Annotated in this window: 12 protein-coding genes; 8 read left to right on the plus strand and 4 right to left on the minus strand. The window is 64.6% G+C overall.

Annotated features, from left to right (window positions below; translation table 11 throughout):
* Window positions 1-85 precede the first annotated feature (85 nt).
* Window positions 86-466, minus strand: coding sequence for a RidA family protein (locus BJQ17_RS08255; protein ID WP_004577524.1), 381 nt, complete (start codon window positions 464-466; stop codon window positions 86-88).
* A 136-nt stretch (window positions 467-602) separates the two neighbouring features.
* On the opposite strand from BJQ17_RS08255, the gene BJQ17_RS08260 reads away from it, so the two are divergent.
* On the plus strand, window positions 603-1,289 hold the full coding sequence (locus BJQ17_RS08260; RefSeq protein WP_070095872.1) for a tRNA (adenine(22)-N(1))-methyltransferase TrmK: 687 nt from the start codon (window positions 603-605) through the stop codon (window positions 1,287-1,289).
* Between the two features lies 1 nt (window position 1,290).
* Here the strand turns inward: BJQ17_RS08260 and BJQ17_RS08265 are convergent, their stop codons facing one another.
* A complete protein-coding gene (locus BJQ17_RS08265) occupies window positions 1,291-1,551 on the minus strand; it encodes a DUF2790 domain-containing protein (RefSeq protein WP_003247932.1) in 261 nt (86 codons plus the stop codon).
* 124 nt (window positions 1,552-1,675) lie between these two features.
* Here BJQ17_RS08265 and BJQ17_RS08270 point away from each other — a divergent pair, with 124 nt between their 5' ends.
* Window positions 1,676-2,608, plus strand: coding sequence for a LysR family transcriptional regulator (locus tag BJQ17_RS08270; protein ID WP_003247933.1), 933 nt, complete (start codon window positions 1,676-1,678; stop codon window positions 2,606-2,608).
* A 101-nt stretch (window positions 2,609-2,709) separates the two neighbouring features.
* Here BJQ17_RS08270 and BJQ17_RS08275 read toward each other — a convergent pair whose 3' ends face one another.
* Both BJQ17_RS08275 and BJQ17_RS08280 read right to left on the minus strand, forming a co-directional pair.
* Window positions 2,710-3,861, minus strand: coding sequence for an acyl-CoA dehydrogenase family protein (locus tag BJQ17_RS08275; protein WP_014590771.1), 1,152 nt, complete (start codon window positions 3,859-3,861; stop codon window positions 2,710-2,712).
* 16 nt (window positions 3,862-3,877) lie between these two features.
* Window positions 3,878-4,951, minus strand: a complete 1,074-nt coding sequence (locus BJQ17_RS08280; RefSeq protein ID WP_070095873.1) for an enoyl-CoA hydratase/isomerase family protein — start codon at window positions 4,949-4,951, stop codon at window positions 3,878-3,880.
* 328 nt (window positions 4,952-5,279) lie between these two features.
* Here BJQ17_RS08280 and mnxG point away from each other — a divergent pair, with 328 nt between their 5' ends.
* From mnxG to BJQ17_RS08310, 6 genes are all read left to right on the plus strand, one after another.
* Window positions 5,280-11,123 (plus strand): manganese-oxidizing multicopper oxidase MnxG, encoded by a 5,844-nt coding sequence (gene mnxG / locus BJQ17_RS08285; protein ID WP_070095874.1) that lies wholly within the window; start codon window positions 5,280-5,282, stop codon window positions 11,121-11,123.
* 18 nt (window positions 11,124-11,141) lie between these two features.
* Window positions 11,142-13,118 (plus strand): cytochrome D1 domain-containing protein, encoded by a 1,977-nt coding sequence (locus BJQ17_RS08290; protein WP_003247941.1) that lies wholly within the window; start codon window positions 11,142-11,144, stop codon window positions 13,116-13,118.
* The gene (locus tag BJQ17_RS08295; protein WP_070095875.1) at window positions 13,115-13,771 is read left to right on the plus strand and encodes an SCO family protein; all 657 of its coding nucleotides are present in this window, start codon (window positions 13,115-13,117) and stop codon (window positions 13,769-13,771) included. The genes BJQ17_RS08290 and BJQ17_RS08295 overlap by 4 nt, the downstream gene beginning before the upstream one ends.
* Window positions 13,768-14,433 (plus strand): SCO family protein, encoded by a 666-nt coding sequence (locus BJQ17_RS08300; protein ID WP_012052145.1) that lies wholly within the window; start codon window positions 13,768-13,770, stop codon window positions 14,431-14,433. The genes BJQ17_RS08295 and BJQ17_RS08300 overlap by 4 nt, the downstream gene beginning before the upstream one ends.
* A gap of 194 nt (window positions 14,434-14,627) precedes the next feature.
* Entirely contained in the window at window positions 14,628-16,118 is a 1,491-nt protein-coding gene (locus tag BJQ17_RS08305) for an ABC transporter substrate-binding protein (RefSeq protein ID WP_256559501.1), read from the plus strand.
* A gap of 12 nt (window positions 16,119-16,130) precedes the next feature.
* Window positions 16,131-16,772, plus strand: a complete 642-nt coding sequence (locus tag BJQ17_RS08310; protein WP_070095877.1) for a SurA N-terminal domain-containing protein — start codon at window positions 16,131-16,133, stop codon at window positions 16,770-16,772.
* The last annotated feature ends 189 nt before the right edge of the window (window positions 16,773-16,961 follow it).

Consider the following 16,961-nt stretch of genomic DNA (forward strand, 5'->3'; position numbering starts at 1 on the left):
GTCGCGAAAGGGCCGCAGAGCGGCCCCGGCGATCTTGCAGTCAGTCAACGATGTTGGGGGCGCTGCGCACCCCAACAAGCGCAGCTCAGCGCTTGGCAGCCATCGCCGTCACTTCCACACGCATGCCTTCAAAGGCCAGTGAAGCCACACCCACCGCCGCACGCACCGGCCAGGGCTTGCTGAAGAAGCGCTGGTACACCTCGTTGAACGCTGCGCGGTCGGCCATGTCGGTCAGGTAGATGGTCAGGTGCAGCACGCGGTCCATACCGCTACCGGCCTTTTCCAGGGCCACTTTCAGCGCCTGCAGGGTGCATTCGCTCTGCTCGACGATGCCGCCCAGTTCCAGGCTGCCGTCGGCGTGGGTCGGGATTTGCGTGGTGACCAGCACGCCGTTGTACTCGGCAACGTCCGAGGAAATCGACTCGGCGTCCGGGTCCGGGGTGTAGATGATGTCTGCATGTGCCATGGTGTGTCTGCCTTGCAACGGAAGGAAAACGGCAAGCCTACGCGAGCGCACCTGCCCGGTCGAGGGTGCCTCGGCGTTTGAAATGCGCGGCGTTCGCCGTCAGAATCGCAGGCGATTGCAAAACCAGGGGTTTACGTTGAACGAACAGACTTTGTCCAGGCGCCTGGAGCGTGTGGCCGCCCATGTGCCACAGGGCGCGCGCCTGGCCGACATTGGCTCGGACCACGGCTACCTGCCGGTGGCCTTGATGCTGCGTGGCGTGCTCGAGGCCGCGGTAGCGGGTGAAGTGGCACAGACGCCGTTCGCCTCGGCCCAGCGCAATGTGCGCAGAAACGGCCTGCAAGCGCAGGTGCGCCTGGCCGATGGGCTGGCAGCGGTCGAACCGCAAGACCGTATCTCGGTGGTGAGCATCTGCGGGATGGGCGGCGACACCATGTGCGAGATACTCGAAGCCGGCAAGCAGCGCCTTGGCGGCGTCACGCGCCTGGTACTGCAGCCCAATGGCGGTGAGCGCGAACTGCGCCAGTGGCTGGCGGGCAATGGTTACCAGATCGTCAGCGAAGAGCTGCTACGGGAAAACCGCTTTGATTACGAGATCATCGTCGCCGAGCCGGGCAGGGGGGTGTATAGCGCTGAACAGCTGTACTTCGGCCCCGTGTTGATGCAGGAGAAAAGCGAGGCGTTTGTGGTCAAGTGGCGGCGCATGCTGCGGCAGAAGCAGCAGACCCTGGCCAATTTCCAGCGGGCCCGCGGTGCGGTGCCTCAGGCGAAGGTCGACGATTTCAATCAGCAGGTGGGCTGGATCACCCAGGTGCTGGCCTGACTCACTGCTGCGAGCAGTTGCCCATTTCCCGGTAGTCGATTTCGCGCTTCTGGCCCTGATGGTCGACGTACACCATGTGTGCGGTGCCTACCTGGCAGTCGGCTGCGTTGCTGGCCGGTGTGATGGAGATGACCTTGGCCACGTCCAGCGGCATGCCGTATTCATATTGGCTGCTGACTGGCTGGTTGTTGCCGGCATCGGCAAAAGCACCGAACGAGGCGAAGGCAGCGGCAATGGCAAGGACAGCGATCGAGCGTTTCATGACAGGCTCCTTTTTTAATGGATGGCTAATGATCTATTCATTGGTCATCCACAATAAATGGGCTAAACCGTGATAGATTCCTGCCTGTAACGCAAGAATAAGACAAAGAAAGGAGCACACCTTCATGGACATGCTGCATGCCATGCGTACCTTCACCCGTGTGGTGGAATGTGGCAGCTTCGCTGCAGCTGCCAATGCTCTGGATATTTCTGCAGCGCAGGTTTCGCGCATCGTTGCCGAGCTGGAGAACCAGCTGCAGACCCGCCTGCTGCACCGCACCACCCGGCGCTTGCGCATGAGCGAGGCGGGTGAGCGGTTTCTGGAGCGTGCACGGCAGATCATGCTGCTGACCGAAGAAGCCGTGGGCGAAGCGCGAGGGGCGCACCTCACGCCTCGCGGCCATCTGCGTTTGCACTGCCCGCACGGCATGGGGCTGTTGCTGATGCCGCTGGTGGCCGGCTACAACACGCTATACCCGGAAGTGGTGATCGAGCTGACGCTGTCGCAGCGCAACCCCGACCCGCTGGCAGAAGGGCATGACGTGGTAATCACCGTGGACGGTGCGCTGCCGGATTCGCAACTGATCGCTGTGCCGCTGGGCAACATTTTCAGCATCCCCTGCGCGGCCCCCGGTTACCTGGATACCCACGGTGTACCGGAGCGCCCCGAAGACTTGCACGGCCATCGCTGCCTGCGCATGGCTTACCCGATGTACGAAGGCGACTGGGTGTTCCCGCAAGGGGTTGACCAGTGCGTGATTGCGCCGAATGACAGTTTTTCCACCAACGTTGCCGACGCCATGCTGGTGGCCAGCGAGCTGGGCATGGGCATTGGCCTGCTGCCGTTCTACACCGCCAGCGAGGCGATCGAGCAGGGGCGCTTGCGCCGGTTGTTGGCACCGTATCGGTTGAGGGAGAGTGCGCTGTATGCGATGTATCCGTCACGCCACTACCTGGACGCCAAGGTGCGCACCTGGATCGACTACCTCAAGGAGCAGTTGCCGGCGCTGTTCGAGGGGCATGCCAGGGTGGTGGATGACGCGCGGTATTGGCGCTGAGGCGAGAGGGTCCTGTGGGAGCGGGCGCGCCCGCGAACACCGGCAAAGCCGGTGCCAGCCACAGCGTCGCCCGCGCCCCCAAGAACCGCGTTGCCTTTGCGTTACAGCGGATAGTTTTTCAATTCCCGAGCAATCAGCATGCGCTGGATCTCGCTCGACCCTTCATAGATCTGGGTAATCCGCGCATCCCGGTAGTAGCGCTCCACCGGGTAATCTTCCAGATAGCCGTACCCACCATGCACCTGAATGGCCATCGAGCACACCCGCTCGGCCATCTCCGAAGCGAACAGCTTGGCCTGTGACGCTTCCGACAGGCACGGCTTGCCGGCGCTGCGCAGGCGGGCGGCGTGCAGGATCAGCAAACGTGCGGCGTTCACCTGCACCTGCATGTCGGCCAGCAGGTTGGCAATGCTCTGGTGTTCGTTGATCGGCTTGCCAAACTGTATGCGGTCACGCGAGTAGACCAGCGCCGCTTCGAATGCGGCGCGGGCGATGCCCAAGGCCTGGGCGGCAATGCCGATACGGCCGCCTTCGAGGTTGGACAGGGCAATGGCCAGGCCCTTGCCACGCTCACCGAGGATATTGGCGGCAGGAATGCGGCAGTTGTCGAAGGTCACTGCGCAGGTGTCGGAGGCGCGAATGCCCATCTTGTGCTCACTGCGATCAACCTTGAACCCAGGGTTGTCGGTGGGCACCAGGAACGCCGACAGGCCTTTCTTGCCCAGCTCCGGGTCGGTCACTGCGAAGACGATCGCCAGGCCGGCACGGCGGGCATTGCTGACGAACTGCTTGGCACCGTTGATGACCCACTGGCCATCCACCAGCTCGGCGCGGGTGCGCAGGTTGTGCGCCTCGGAGCCGGCCTGTGGCTCGGTCAGGCAGAAGCAGCCAATCACCTCGCCGCTGGCCAGGCGAGGCAGCCACTGCTGTTGCTGTTCGGCGGTGCCGTAGGCCAGCAGCGGGCCGCAACCTACCGAGTTGTGGATGCTCATCATCGCCCCGGTGGCGCCGCAGCCGGCGGCGATCTCTTCCACGGCCAGGGCATAGGCGACATAGTCGGTGTAGCTGCCGCCGAAGTCCTCGGGCACCACCATGCCCAACAGGCCCAGTTCGCCCATCTTGCGCACCACGCCATCATCGATCCAGCCGGCCTTTTCCCAAGCCTGGGCATGGGGTGCGATTTCGCCACGGGCAAAGTCCCGGGCCATGTCGCGGATCATGATCTGTTCTTCGCTCAGTTCGAGGTCTTGCATCTGTGTACTCCCGGGCTCACAAGCCTTCGAAGAATTGTTCGACCCGCTGGCCTTGCAGCGCGGCCAGGGTCGGCGGGTTCCAGCGGGGCTGCTTGTCCTTGTCGATGATCAGGGCACGCACGCCTTCGATGATGTCGCCGTGCTGGAACCACTGGCGGTCCAGGTGCAGTTCCATGGCAAAGCAGTCGTCAATGCCCAGCTCGCGCCCCCGGCGCAGCATCTCCAGCGTAACCGCCATGGCCAGAGGCGAGCGTGTTTCCAGCTGATCGGCGGTGGCCACCGCCCAGGCGTGGCTGTCGCCAAGGCTCACCGCACGCAGTTGCTCGACGATGGCTGGCAGGTCGGGCAGGGCGAAGAAGTGGTCGATGGCCGGGCGCAGCTTTTCCAGTGGCGCATCATCCAGTACCTGGGTACCGAGCCTGGCCAGCAGGTTTTGCAGGTCCTTCAGCGGGTGGTCGCTGAAGTCGAGCTGGTCGAGGCCCTGGTCGAGGGCGGCGAGCTGGTCGCTGGCCAGGTACCAGTCGGCCAGGCCGCAATACAAGGCGTCGGCCGCCTGGATCTGGGCACCGCTGACACCCAGGTAGATGCCCAGCTCGCCGGGGATGCGCGAGAGGAAGTAGCTGCCGCCCACGTCCGGGAAGTAGCCGATGCCAACTTCGGGCATGCCCAGCCGGCTGCGCTCGGTGACCACGCGCAGGTCGCAGCCCTGCGCCAGGCCCATGCCGCCCCCGAGGGTGAAGCCGTCCATCACCACCAGTATCGGTTTGCGGTAGCGGTGGATGACCAGGTCGAGGGCGTACTCTTCGACGAAAAAGGTTTCATGCAGCGTGTCGCCGGCCTTGAAGCTGTCGTACAGCGAGCGGATATCGCCACCGGCACAGAACCCCTTGGGGCCTTCGCCGCGCAGGACCACGGCGCGTACCTGCGGGTTGTCGGCCCACTGGTCCAGGTGCTGACGCAGGCTGCGCACCATGTCCAGGGTCAGGGCATTGAGACCGGCTGGGCGGTTCAGGGTCAGGTGGCCGATCTGGTTGCGGACCTCGGCCAATACATGGTCGGTTGCTGCCGGGGTATGAGCGTGTGCAGTCATTGCGTTCTCCCTGCTTTGTTATTGATTTTCCAAGTGAAGTCTGGAGTTCGCTGGAGGATCGCAGGATCCTGGCATGCGAATTTGCCTTGCACAATCGACAATTGTGCAAGGGTACCGTGCGTTTTTACCTTGTGTGAGGCCAGCGCGCGCCTGTGGAGCAGCCTTTGCCCCCACGGGATTTCGTCCCCCGATTCGGGGGAACCTGCTGGGGGATCCTCCCCAATCCGTTGCGGTTGATCGTACAAGTTATTGATTAATATTGGATTTTTCTTCTGGCACACACCTTGCTCCAGCTCCCGGCAGAGATCCTGTGTCCCGGAGGTGCAGCATGTCGACGCCACTCAAAGGCCCCATCCTGTCATCACTTGTACTGGCCTTGCTTGGCTGGGAAGCAACCAGCGAGGCGGCTGTGCAGTGCCAGCGCACCCTGGTCGCCAACGTGGTGGCACTGGACCAGCCACTGATGTTCAACCGCCTTGGCGCGCAAAACGCCAACGGCATGATGTTTGCCCTTCGTGAGGACGTGGTGGACGACAAGCAGGTCCCCCTCAGCAAGGGCGGGGCCGCGGTACCGGGCAAGGTCACCCTGCGCCCGGACAAGCGCCCGCGGCCTATCGTGCTGCGCGTGGCGGCCGGTGACTGCCTGACGGTCAACCTGACCAACCTGCTGGATTACAAGGCGAACCCCAACAAGCACGGTATCGAGGCTGAAGAGCCCGAGGGTGAGGCAGAGGGGCCGGAGGTTGAAAACGAAGGCGGCGAAGGCTTTGTCGCCGACGAACAGGTGGCCGAGCGCATGGTCGGCTTCCAGGTCAACGGGATGCAGGCGGTGAACAGCATTGCCGATATTTCCGCCTATACCGGGCGTAACGGCAACTTCTTCGTCAGCCCCGGCAGCACCCGCAGCTACACCCTGTATGCCGAGCGCGAAGGGGCCTTCGCCGCCACCAGCAAAGCCGCTACGTTCGGCGGCGAGGGCACGGCGGGCAACGTCTCCAACGGCTTGTTCGGCCAGGTGGTGGTCGTGCCCAAACTGGGCCGTACCTACCGCAACACCCTCACTGAAGAAGAAATGCGCCTGGCCACCACGGGGCGAACCGCCACCGGCCAGCCCGTGATCGACTACGAAGCCCGTTATCCGCAGGTCGAACCGTGGATCGCCGAAGGCAAGGCCGGCAAACCGATCATTGCCATGGTCAACGGCAACGAGATCATCAGCAGCGAAACCGATGCCATCGTCATGGGGCCCAACCCTGACGGTAGCTTCCCCAGTTCCACTTACCCGCTGGAAAGCGTGGGCAAACGCAACCCGGCGCTGCCCAACCGACTGGAAGCATTCCGTGATTTCGCCTCGCAGTTCGCCGACGAGGTTGCCGGTACCCAGGCCTTCCCTGGCTACTGGGCCGACCCGGTGATGGGCCACGTGCTGGAGCCGGCGCGCGATTCGTTCATGATCAATTACGGCTCTGGTGGGATGGGTGCCGAAGTGGTGGCCAACCGCTTGGGGGTGGGGCCGATGCACGACTGCCTGTCGTGTGCCTATGAGGAGTTCTTCCTCAGCGCCCACACGGTCGGCGATATAGGCACCCTGGTGGATGTACCGGCCAACGTCGGCCTGGAACACATCCGCCCGGGCGAGGTGCCGCCGGCCAGCGCCGTCGGGGTCAAGGCCAGCATGGCCCTCTACCCCTCAGAGCCTGCCAACGTGCACCACAGCTATATCGGTGACTTCACCAAGTTCCGCAACACCCACAACGGGCACGAGCAGCACATCTTCCACTTGCACGGCCATCAGTGGTTGTTCAACCCCAATGACGACAACTCCGACTACATCGATGCCCAAGGCATCGGCGCCGGCGTCGGCTACACCTACGAAATCGCCAACGGTGGTTCGGGCAACCGCAACCGCGTTGCCGGCGATGCCATTTATCACTGTCACTTCTACCCGCACTTCGCCCAGGGCATGTGGGCCATGTGGCGGGTACATGACGTGTTCGAGGAAGGCACGCGGCTGGAGGTGAGCGGGCAGGGCGAGAATGGCTTCCACAGTACCCCGTTCGCCCTGCGTAGCGGTAAGCCGGCCGCTGGCGCCCGGGCCCTGCCCGATGGCGAGATCGTTGCCGGTACGCCGATTCCGGCCATCGTGCCGTTGCCTGGCAAGGCCATGGCGCCCATGCCCGGCAAAGTCGTGGTCGTGCCCAAGCTCTCCGAAGCGTTGGTTGCTGCCAACGATGATGACCACGAAGACGAGGATGATGACGACCACGCCAGCGAGGCGCCCGTGCGCAAGGCCGTGGGCTCGCTGGCGCTGGTCGACCGCACCGAGGCCAACCGCAACGCCGACGGCACGCTGAAAAACCCAGGCTACCCGTTCTGGATCGGCGGCATGGAAAGCAGCGTGGGCAACCGCCCGCCAACCCCGCCCCTGGACATGCTCGACCCGGCCCTGGCCCGGCAACTGAAAGACAGTGGTAAAGCCCTGTGGGCCAACCTGGATGCGAACCAGGTCGATGGCTGGGACGGCGGCCTTGGCCGCCATGCACTGGACGGTGTGTCCGCCGGTGGCGTGGCGGAGACCACCACCACCAAACTGGACTTCACCAAGGTCGTGCACAAGGCCAAGCCCATTTACCTGCCGGAAGAGGGCACCGATGTCGAGCAGGCCGCCATGCAGTTCCACGCCATGGCTGAACACCCCAGCTATGCCTTGATCCCCGGCAGCCAGCCGGTGGCCAAGGCGTTCCGCACCAACGGCGCGTTGCCGACTGCAGGTGCGCCGTACTACGAGCCGTGCATGGATGACCGTGGAAAACGCCTGACCCAGTCTTCCGGGGTTGGGGAGTTCAACAGTGGAGAGAGCCTGACGGGCGTGAACTTCCGTGGCGCCTCGGCCTTCACTGCCGACCGCCCCCGCATCTACAAAGGGGCCAACATCCAGTTCGACGCGGTGTACAACAAAGTGGGCTACCACTTCCCGCAGGCACGCATCATTGCCCTGTGGGAAGACGCCTGGCCGGTCATTACCAAGCAGCGCCCGCCAGAGCCGCTGGTGATGCGCATGAACACCTTCGACTGCGCGATGTACCAGCACACCAACCTGATCCCGAACATCTATGAGATGGACGATTACCAGGTGCGCACCCCGACCGACGTGATCGGCCAGCACATCCACCTGCCCAAGTGGGACCTGACCGCTGCCGACGGCTCGGCCAACGGCTGGAACTACGAAGACGGCATACTTTCGCCCGGTAGCGTGGTCGAGCGCGTAGAGGCCATTCGTAATTACAATGGCTGCACTGAAGGGGATAGCCGCGAAGGCACCGCAGCCTGCCCGAAAGCCAGGCAGCACCCGTACTTCGGCCGCTTTGGTCGCGCCGACTGGCTGGGCGCACGTACCGCGATGCAGCGCTGGTTCGCAGACCCGCTGGTGAACGTGCATAACGTCGACCGCGGCCTGGGTACCATCTTCACCCATGACCACCTTGGCCCATCGACTCACCAGCAACTGGGCCTGTATGCCACCGTGCTGGCCGAACCGGCCGGCTCCACCTGGTACCACGCCGAAACCGGCGAGCAGCTGTACAACCCGGCCACGCGCCAGGACGGCGGCCCGACCTCGTGGCAGGCGGTGATCCAGACCGGCGACCACGATGGCGACGGCAAGAACGACAGCTACCGCGAGTTCTTCCTGGAGTACAGTGACTTCCAGCATGCCTATGAAGCCGGGGTGTACGTAGGCGCAGGGCCGGACGGCATTCCCAATGCCCAGTCGTACCCGGCCACAGCCGACAGCTTCCGCTACGCCATCAACCCGCCCGTGCGCGGCAAGGCGTCGAACCTGCTCGAAGCCATCGTCGAGAAACGCGGCGGTCTCAACCCGGGCTGCCCAAGCCGGCCATGCCCGCAGGCGATCTCGGTGGATGACCCGGGGATGTTCGTCGTCAACTACCGCAACGAGCCGCTGGCCCTGCGCGTGTATGACCCGAACAAGGTCGGCCCGGACGGCAAGCGTGGCATGCAGGCCGACGGCCTGGCCGGCGACCTCAGCTATGCCCTGCAAACCCGTACCGACCGCGCCATCCCGGCGATGAACCTGTCGCCATCGGCGATTACCTCGGCAGTCGGCCCTACCGGCGGCACTACGCTGTTCCCGCCGCATGTCAACACGGCTGGCGCCGAGCCGGGCGACCCGTTCACCCCGTTGCTGCGCACCTATTCCGGCGACAACGTGCGCCTGCGCATGCACGCCGGTGGCCATGAAGAGGAGCACAACGTCACCCTGCACGGCGTGAAATGGCTGCAGAACGGTTCTGGCTTCGGCAACAGCTCCAACTCGGGCTGGAAGTCGTCGCAAATGATCGGCATCTCCGAGCAGTTGGGCTTCATGGCGCCGGTGTCGATGATCTCCAGTTCGGCAGCCACCAACGGCGACTACCTGTACTCGCTGGACGCGGCCTTGGAGGGCTATTGGAACGGTATCTGGGGCATCATGCGCAACTACACCGCGCAGCGTGCCGACCTGTTCCCGCTGCCCAACAACCCGCAGCCGGTGGCCATGCGCAACACCGTGAACTTCAACGGCATCTGCCCGAAAACCACGGCCAACCCGAACGGCATCGGTACCCGCACCACGGTCAAGCGCAGCTACGAGATCGTCGCAGCGCTGGCCAACGACATCCTCGAAAACCGTAACGGCGTCAGCATCAATGACCCGGCGGGCGTCGGCCAGCATGTCGGTGGCGCGCTCAAGGCCAACGGCGGCACCCTGGTGTTCAACAGCCGTAGAACCGCCATCCCGCTGGTGAGCGGGGTAGACCCCGAAGATGGGGAGCCTTTCACCATCGGTGGCCACAGTGCGCCGCTGCATGACCCGACCGCGATCCTGTACGTGCGCAAGGCTGACCTCGATGCCACCACCGGCAAGCTCAAGGCGGGTGTCCCGGTAGAGCCGCTGGTACTGCGCGCCAATGCCGGCGACTGCATCAGCATCACCCTGGAGAACCGCTTGCCACTGGTGATGCCAGACCTGCCGAGCACTGCAGTGATGCACAACGTGGTCAAGCGTGACCGCTTCGACAGCGAAGGCTCCACCGCCTTTGCCAACAACCTGATGCGGCCGTCCAGCCACGTGGGCCTGCATGCGCAACTGCTGGCCTACGACATCACCAAGTCAGACGGTGCCAACGTTGGCCTGAACCCGGTGCAGACCGTGCCACCACGTGCCGGCACCAGCGGCGCTTACCCGACCAAGGAGTACCAGTACTACGCCGGCCACCTGGAGCGTGAAGGCAAACCGGTGTCGCAGCTGGGCCGCACGGTGGACAACATAAACACCACGCCTATCGAGTTCGGCGGCCTCAACCTGACCCCGTCAGACTTCATCAAGCAGCCGCAAAAAGGTCTGGTGGGCGCCATGAGCATCCTGCCGCAAACCGCCACCTGGACCGAGGATACTGCTACCCGTACCCAGGCCACGGTGAAGGTCAGCGGCCAGCCGGACTACCGCGACTTCGTCACGGTGTGGCAGCGCGCGCTGAACATGCGCTGGGCCGATGGTCGTCCGGTAGAAGGCATCAATACCGAAGGCAACGGTGCTGCCGGTGACCCGCAAGACAACGGCAACATGGCGGTCAACTACAAGACCGAACCGTTGTGGCTGCGCTTCGGCATGGCGCCCGACTCGCCATTCGGCCGCGCCAATGGCCTGGGCTTTGGTGATGTACCCAACGCCCACATGGCCTACGCCAACGCCCTGGTCGGTGGCGACCCGCAAACCCCGGTGCTGTACGCCAAGCCTGGCCAACCGGTACGCAACCATATCGTGATGCCCAGTGGTGGCAGCCGCGGCATGGTCTACCAGCTGGACGGGCACGTATGGCCACTGCACAACTACCAGGCCGAGAAGAGCGATGCGGACGGTTACCCGATTGGCCTGCCTGGTATCGGTTCGGTGCGCTTTGGCTACAACCCGATGGCCATGTACATCGGCGCGCAGGAAAGCGTACTGCCAGCGGCGCACTTCAGCTTCATGTTGCCGAGTGCCGGCGGTGCCAACGCGGTGGCGGGTGACTACCTGTTCCGCGACTACGCCGCCTACGGCAACCTCTCGGGGCTGTGGGGGATCTTGCGGGTGACCAACGAAGCGCCGCCGGCAACGGCCCCGGCGCAGTGACGGAAGGGGAACGCGAGCATGAACAAAAAGACTCGCCCTGCTTACTTGGGGGTAGTGCTGGGGGTAGCGCTGATCGGCCTGGGCGTGGCGTACGAAAAGCTATGGTGCGACCCGCGCGAGCTGTTGCAGGAACGGGGCGGCTCGCAGGCCTTGCACCGGCTCAGCCGGGACGGCGTGAACGTGGAGTTCGAGGCCCGGCCATTGGCCGGCGGCGAACTGAAGGAGGGCGGCTTCGCCAACATCCGCTTCAAGCTCAGCGACCAGACCAGTGGCCAACCGCTGTCGGGCATGGCCCCGGGGGCGTGGATCGACCCGGCGCAGTCGGCCCCGGCCGGGGACCGCGAGCAGAGCTGCAAGGCGCGGGTCGCGCTGTTTCTCAAGAGCAGCATCGGGGCCCGGCCGCTGCTCGACCTGAACAGCTACTTCTTGCTGATGTTGAACAATGACGCCAGCCTGACAGTGATCGACCCGACGGTGTCGGTGGGGGGCGTGACCAGCACCATGGCCCGCATCGAGCTGCCAGGGCGGCCCATGGACTGGGCGGCCACCAGCGACGACAAGCAGGTTTTCGTGTCGATACCCGAGCGGGGCAAGGTCTCGGTGATCGATACCGAAACCTTCACCCGCGTGGCCGACCTGGACGCCGGCGACCAGCCGCTGCGCGTGGCCCTGCAGCCGGACCAGCATCGGCTGTGGGTTGGCAACAACAGCAGCGACCCGGGCAAAGGCGGGGTAACAGTAATTGACGTGCCGGGGCGCAGCGCCATGAAGCACTTCAACACCGGTACCGGGCACCACGAAATCGCCTTCAGCGCCGACTCGCGCTATGCCTATGTCAGCAATCGCGACAGCGGCACCCTGAGCGTCATCGACATCCCGGAAATGCGCCTGGCCAAGACCATCAAGGTAGGCCCGCACCCGCTGTCGGTCAGCTATTCGGCGCTGTCCCAGGCCGTGTACGTGGTCGATGGCGAGGAGGGCAGCGTACGGGTGTTCGATGCCCGCAGCCATCAGTTGCGCCACACGGTCCAGGCCGAACAGGGCCTGGGGCCGATGCGCTTCAGCCATGATGGCCGCTACGGCATCGTGCTCAATACCCTGGAGAACCAGGCCTTGGTCATCGACGCCAGTACCGACAAGCTGATCCACCGCATCCCGGTGGCGGCCGAACCGTACCAGCTGACGTTCACCAAAGGCTATGCCTATGTGCGTGGCCTGGCCTCGCCGAAAGTGAGCATGATCAATCTGGCCAGCCTGGGCGAGGGGCGTGCGCCCATCGTGCAAGGCTTCGAGGCTGGCCCCGCCGCGCCGCGCCAGGCCGGCGACCTGCCACTGGCCCAGGGGCTGTCGGTATCGCGTGATGACAATTCGGTGTTCGTGGTCAACCCGGTGGACAACACCACCTACTTCTATGCCGAAGGCATGAATGCACCGATGTCCGGCTACAACAACCGCGGCCACCAGGCCCGCGCCGCCATCGTCGTTGACCGCAGCCTGCGCGAAGTGGCCCCCGGGGTGTATGGCTCGACGGTGAAGCTGCCCGCCGCCGGCAAGTTCGACGTTGCCTTCCTGCTCAACCAGCCGCAAATCATTCATTGCTTCAGTACCGAAGTGGCCGCAGGGAGCGATGCCAGCAAACGTAAAGGTGCGCGTGCCGAGTTCATTGGCCTCGACCAGCCGCTGCCGCAGCACAGCGACTTCACCGCGCGGGTACGGATTGTCGGTGACGACGGGCAGCCGCGCCTGGGCCTGAACGACTTGAGCCTGCGCTACTTCCTGGCGCCATCGTCGATGCCGCGCAACCTGCAGCTGCAAGAGGTGGGCGAGGGGGTCTACCAGGCGGCGCTGAACTTGCCTGAGGCCGGCGCCTGGTACCTGCATGTGCAGTCGCCCTCGTTGGGGCGCAAGTTTGCCGAAGAAAACTACACCAGCCTGCGCGTTCTGCCGGCTGCTGCAACCAACGCTTCCCAGACTGACGTGAGGAATGTGCGATGAACGCCAAGCCTGCTTGCACACTGTTGGCCCTGAGCCTGGCATTTGCCAGCCACCTGGCCATGGCCCACGCCGGTCACGAGCATGACGGCCATGCCGGGCAGCCCCCGGCGGCGCATCAGGAAAAGGCCAGTGTGCGTTTTGCCGATGTGTCGCTGTTGAACCAGGAAGGCATGCCGGTACGCCTTGAGAAAGACCTGGTGGGTGACCATCTGGTGGTCATGGGCTTCATTTACACCAGCTGCACCACGGTATGCCCGGTGGTGTCGTCGATTATGGGCAAGGTCCAGCAGCAGCTGGGCGGCCGGGTAGGCGAGGAGGTTCGCCTGGTGTCGATCAGTGTCGACCCTCAGCGTGACGACGCCAAGCGCCTGCAAAACTATGCCAAGGCATTCCAGAAAGGGCCGGGCTGGAGCTGGCTGACCGGTACCCCGTACGCCATCACCGAAACCCTGAAGGGGCTGGGCAGCTTCAACGCCGACCTCAGCCAGCACCCGCCGCTGATACTGGTGGGTGACGGGCGTAGCGGGCACTGGACGCGTTACTACGGCTTCACCGACCCGGGCGTATTGATCGATGAAATCAACCGCCTCAGTGCTCGCCGGGTACATGCCAAGAGCACCGCCATTGCCGACCATCACGAGGTGCAACCATGAGCACTGCAACCTCCCACCGCGCTGGCATGCGCGCATTCGACTGGCTGGTACTGGGTGGCTGCCTGTGGATCCTCACGTCGGTGGCGTTCGCCCACGAAGGCCATGCGCCGCAACCCCCCGAGCCGCAGCCAGCACCGCAGGCGATGGCCAGTGGTGGCGGTACACGCGACGCCAAGACCTGGTTCACCGACACCGTGCTGAAGGACCAGAATGGCCGCGAGCTGCGCTTTTACAGTGACGTGCTCAAGGACAAGGTGGTGATGCTCAACGTGATCTTCACCCATTGCACCGATGCCTGCCCGTTGATCACCCGCAAGCTGCGCGAGGTGCGCGAGGCCATGGGGCCAGCCCTGGCCGCCCAGGTGACCTTCGTGTCGATCAGCAGTGACCCGCTGAACGACACCCCCGAGGCGCTGAAGGCGTTCGCCGCCAAGCAAGGGGTGGATGGGCCGAACTGGTTGTTCCTGACCGGTGACAAGGCCAATGTCGACCTGGTGCTTGGCCGTATAGGGCAGTTCCTGCCGAGTCCCGAGCAGCATTCGACGCAGCTGATTGCCGGTGATGTTGCAGGTAAACGCTGGAGCAAGATTCGCCCGGATGCACCGCCAGCGGCGATTGCCCAGCGCATGCAGCTGTTGACCCAGCCGCTGGCCGGTCGGTGAGTATCATGGGCCGCCTGGGGAATTGGCCTCTGTGGCATCCGCTTTTGTGGGAGCGGCCTTGCGTCGCGAAAGGGCTGCGCAGCAGCCCCGGCAGTGGCAGCTCACGCGCAGAAAGAGGGGCGCGCTGCGCGCGCCTTTCGCGACACAAGGCCGCGCCCACAGGGCTTGCGATATGGCTCACATGCGTGCTTGGCATGGCATCTTCGACCTCAGCCTTGGCCCTGGACCTGACCGACCACGAACAAGCCGGCAAACGCCTCTACCGCGAGGGCGTTTCCAGTAGCGACGCTCAATTGCAAGCCCGGGTCGGCGCCAGTGACATCACAGTCCCCGCCAGCGTGTTGCCCTGCGCCAGTTGCCATGGCAACGACGGCCGTGGCCGTGCCGAAGGCGGTGTTCGCCCCCCCGGCCTCGACTGGCAACGCCTGGCACTCGGCCAGGGCCCGCGCGAGGCCAACGGCCGCCGCTACCCGGCCTACACCGACAGCAGCCTGGCGCGGGCCATCCAACAGGGTATCGACCCGGCTGGCAATCGCCTCGACCCGGCCATGCCACGCTTCGAGTTGACCTTGGCCGACCAGCGCAACCTCACCGCCTATCTCAAACGCTTGGCCGAAGAACGTGACCCTGGTGTGGAAGAGGGCGTGCTGCGCCTTGGGACCCTGCTGCCCGCGAGCGGTCCGCTGGCTGAAGCCGGGCAGGTGGTGCGCGCCGTGCTGGAAGACGGCGTGGGTCAACTCAACCAGCAAGGCGGCATTCACGGGCGGCGCCTGGAACTGGTCGTACTAGACCCAGGTTCCGACCCGGTCAGTGCCGAACGCGCCTTGCAACAGTTGCTCGAGCAAAAGCGGGTGTTCGCCCTGATCGCGCCATTGGCGCCCATGCTCGACCAGCGCCTGACGACCTTGCTGGCGCCACAGAACGTGCCGATGGTCGGCAGTACCCCGCGCAGCGGCGGCAGCGCACAGATCTTCGACCCGCTGCCCGGCTTGCCCGAGCAATTGCTGAGCCTGGCAGGCCATGCCCGTGTGGCGCTGGGCTTGGCGCCGGATGAGTTACGCGTGGTGTATGCCGGCAACGAACACGCCGCGTTGGCCGAGCAGGTGCGCGAGCGTTTACGACAGCAGGGCTGGGCGCCACCCGCTATCCAGGCGTTCGACGGCCAGGCGGTGGACGGGCAGGGCATCGTCTTCCTTGGCCGCGCCCAGGCCTTTGCCGAGTTGGCGGCGGAGTTGCAGGTGGCGGGCCGCGAGCCCTACCTGTTCGCCGCTTCCAGTCAGGTAGCCGGCGCTGTGGCGCGCTTGCCGGCGCAGTGGTCGCAGCGGCTGTTTCTGGCCTACCCCTACGTGCCAGAGGACTGGACCGAGCAAGGCCAGGCAACGCTCGCCGGGCTGCAGCAGCGCCAGGGCCTGGACCCGCGCCAGGTGTCGTTGCAGGTCAATACGCTGTGCGCGTTGCGCCTGCTGAGCGAAGCGCTGAAGCAGATTGGACGGGATGCCAGCCGCGAGCAACTGATCGCTGCGCTCGAAGGCTTGCACGATGTGCCCACCGGCCTGACCCCGGCACTGGGCTTTGGCCCTGGTCGCCGCCAGGGCATGGCAGGTGCCCATGTGGTGGCGGTGGCCCTGCCCGGGCCACGCTTTACTGCGGTCACCCCCTACCGGCCAGTGCCGGTCAGCCCTTGAGCGGAGGTTGTCATGCGGATCGTGTGGTTGTGCCTGTTGCTGGTGCTGACCAGGGTGAGCTGGGCCGATGTGCCAGCGGCGCGGGTCAATGGTGTCGAGATCGGGTTGATGCGCCTGGAGCGCTACTTCAGCGAGTACCTGGACGCCCAGGGTCGGGCGGTGACCAGCATCCGCAATCCAGGCCTGTATAAACGCCTGCGTGACCAGGCGCTGGACGAGCTGATCGACAAGGAGCTGTTGTGGCAGGAAGCGCAACGCCAAGGCATAGCCATCAGCGATGAACACGTGTCGGCACAGATTGGCGAGGTGGAAGCGGCATTTGGCAGCCCGGCGTTATTCGAAAGGCGGCTGGCAGAGGCAGGCTTCGATAGGGCACAGTACACTGAATACACCCGGCATGAGATGGCGGCCCAGCAAGTGTACGCCCAGCTCAGCGCAGTCGACGCGCCGAGCCAGGGCGAAGTGGAGGCATTTTATGATGCCAACCAGGAGAGACTGCAAGGAGCGCAGAACCAAAGTGATAATCCATCGGTCATACGCGAACACGGCCTCGCCTTGGCCAGGGCAACGCTCATCGGTCAGCGGGAGGCGCAGGCGCGCCAATCCGTGCGCCAACGTTTGCGCGAGTCCGCTAAAGTGGAGATCGCCAACTGAGGCCGTTGATGGCGCTTGCCCCAATCCTGGGGAATTAAGGTTTGGCAATGTGCCATCATTTTCCCCGCTTGTGGGGAACGGGTGGGGTGCGCCTGCTCAGCGTATGTCGGTTACTGGCCGGCACCCTAGTAAAATCAGTGGCTTACAGTGGTGCAACATGACTATTCACGCCTGGCACGAAGCCTGCTC

It is taken from the genome of Pseudomonas sp. NBRC 111139, assembly GCF_001753955.1.
Classification (GTDB): Bacteria; Pseudomonadota; Gammaproteobacteria; order Pseudomonadales; family Pseudomonadaceae; genus Aquipseudomonas; species Aquipseudomonas alloputida.

Excerpts from the sequence above, each read along its gene's own strand:
- BJQ17_RS08290 (WP_003247941.1), top strand. The coding sequence starts at position 11,142 with ATGAACAAAAAGACTCGCCCTGCTTACTTGGGGGTAGTGCTGGGGGTA.
- BJQ17_RS08255 (WP_004577524.1), bottom strand. The coding sequence starts at position 466 with ATGGCACATGCAGACATCATCTACACCCCGGACCCGGACGCCGAGTCG.
- BJQ17_RS08280 (WP_070095873.1), bottom strand. The coding sequence starts at position 4,951 with ATGACTGCACACGCTCATACCCCGGCAGCAACCGACCATGTATTGGCC.
- BJQ17_RS08270 (WP_003247933.1), top strand. The coding sequence starts at position 1,676 with ATGGACATGCTGCATGCCATGCGTACCTTCACCCGTGTGGTGGAATGT.
- mnxG (WP_070095874.1), top strand. The coding sequence starts at position 5,280 with ATGTCGACGCCACTCAAAGGCCCCATCCTGTCATCACTTGTACTGGCC.
- BJQ17_RS08275 (WP_014590771.1), bottom strand. The coding sequence starts at position 3,861 with ATGCAAGACCTCGAACTGAGCGAAGAACAGATCATGATCCGCGACATG.
- BJQ17_RS08310 (WP_070095877.1), top strand. The coding sequence starts at position 16,131 with ATGCGGATCGTGTGGTTGTGCCTGTTGCTGGTGCTGACCAGGGTGAGC.
- BJQ17_RS08295 (WP_070095875.1), top strand. The coding sequence starts at position 13,115 with ATGAACGCCAAGCCTGCTTGCACACTGTTGGCCCTGAGCCTGGCATTT.
- BJQ17_RS08300 (WP_012052145.1), top strand. The coding sequence starts at position 13,768 with ATGAGCACTGCAACCTCCCACCGCGCTGGCATGCGCGCATTCGACTGG.
- BJQ17_RS08265 (WP_003247932.1), bottom strand. The coding sequence starts at position 1,551 with ATGAAACGCTCGATCGCTGTCCTTGCCATTGCCGCTGCCTTCGCCTCG.
- BJQ17_RS08305 (WP_256559501.1), top strand. The coding sequence starts at position 14,628 with ATGGCATCTTCGACCTCAGCCTTGGCCCTGGACCTGACCGACCACGAA.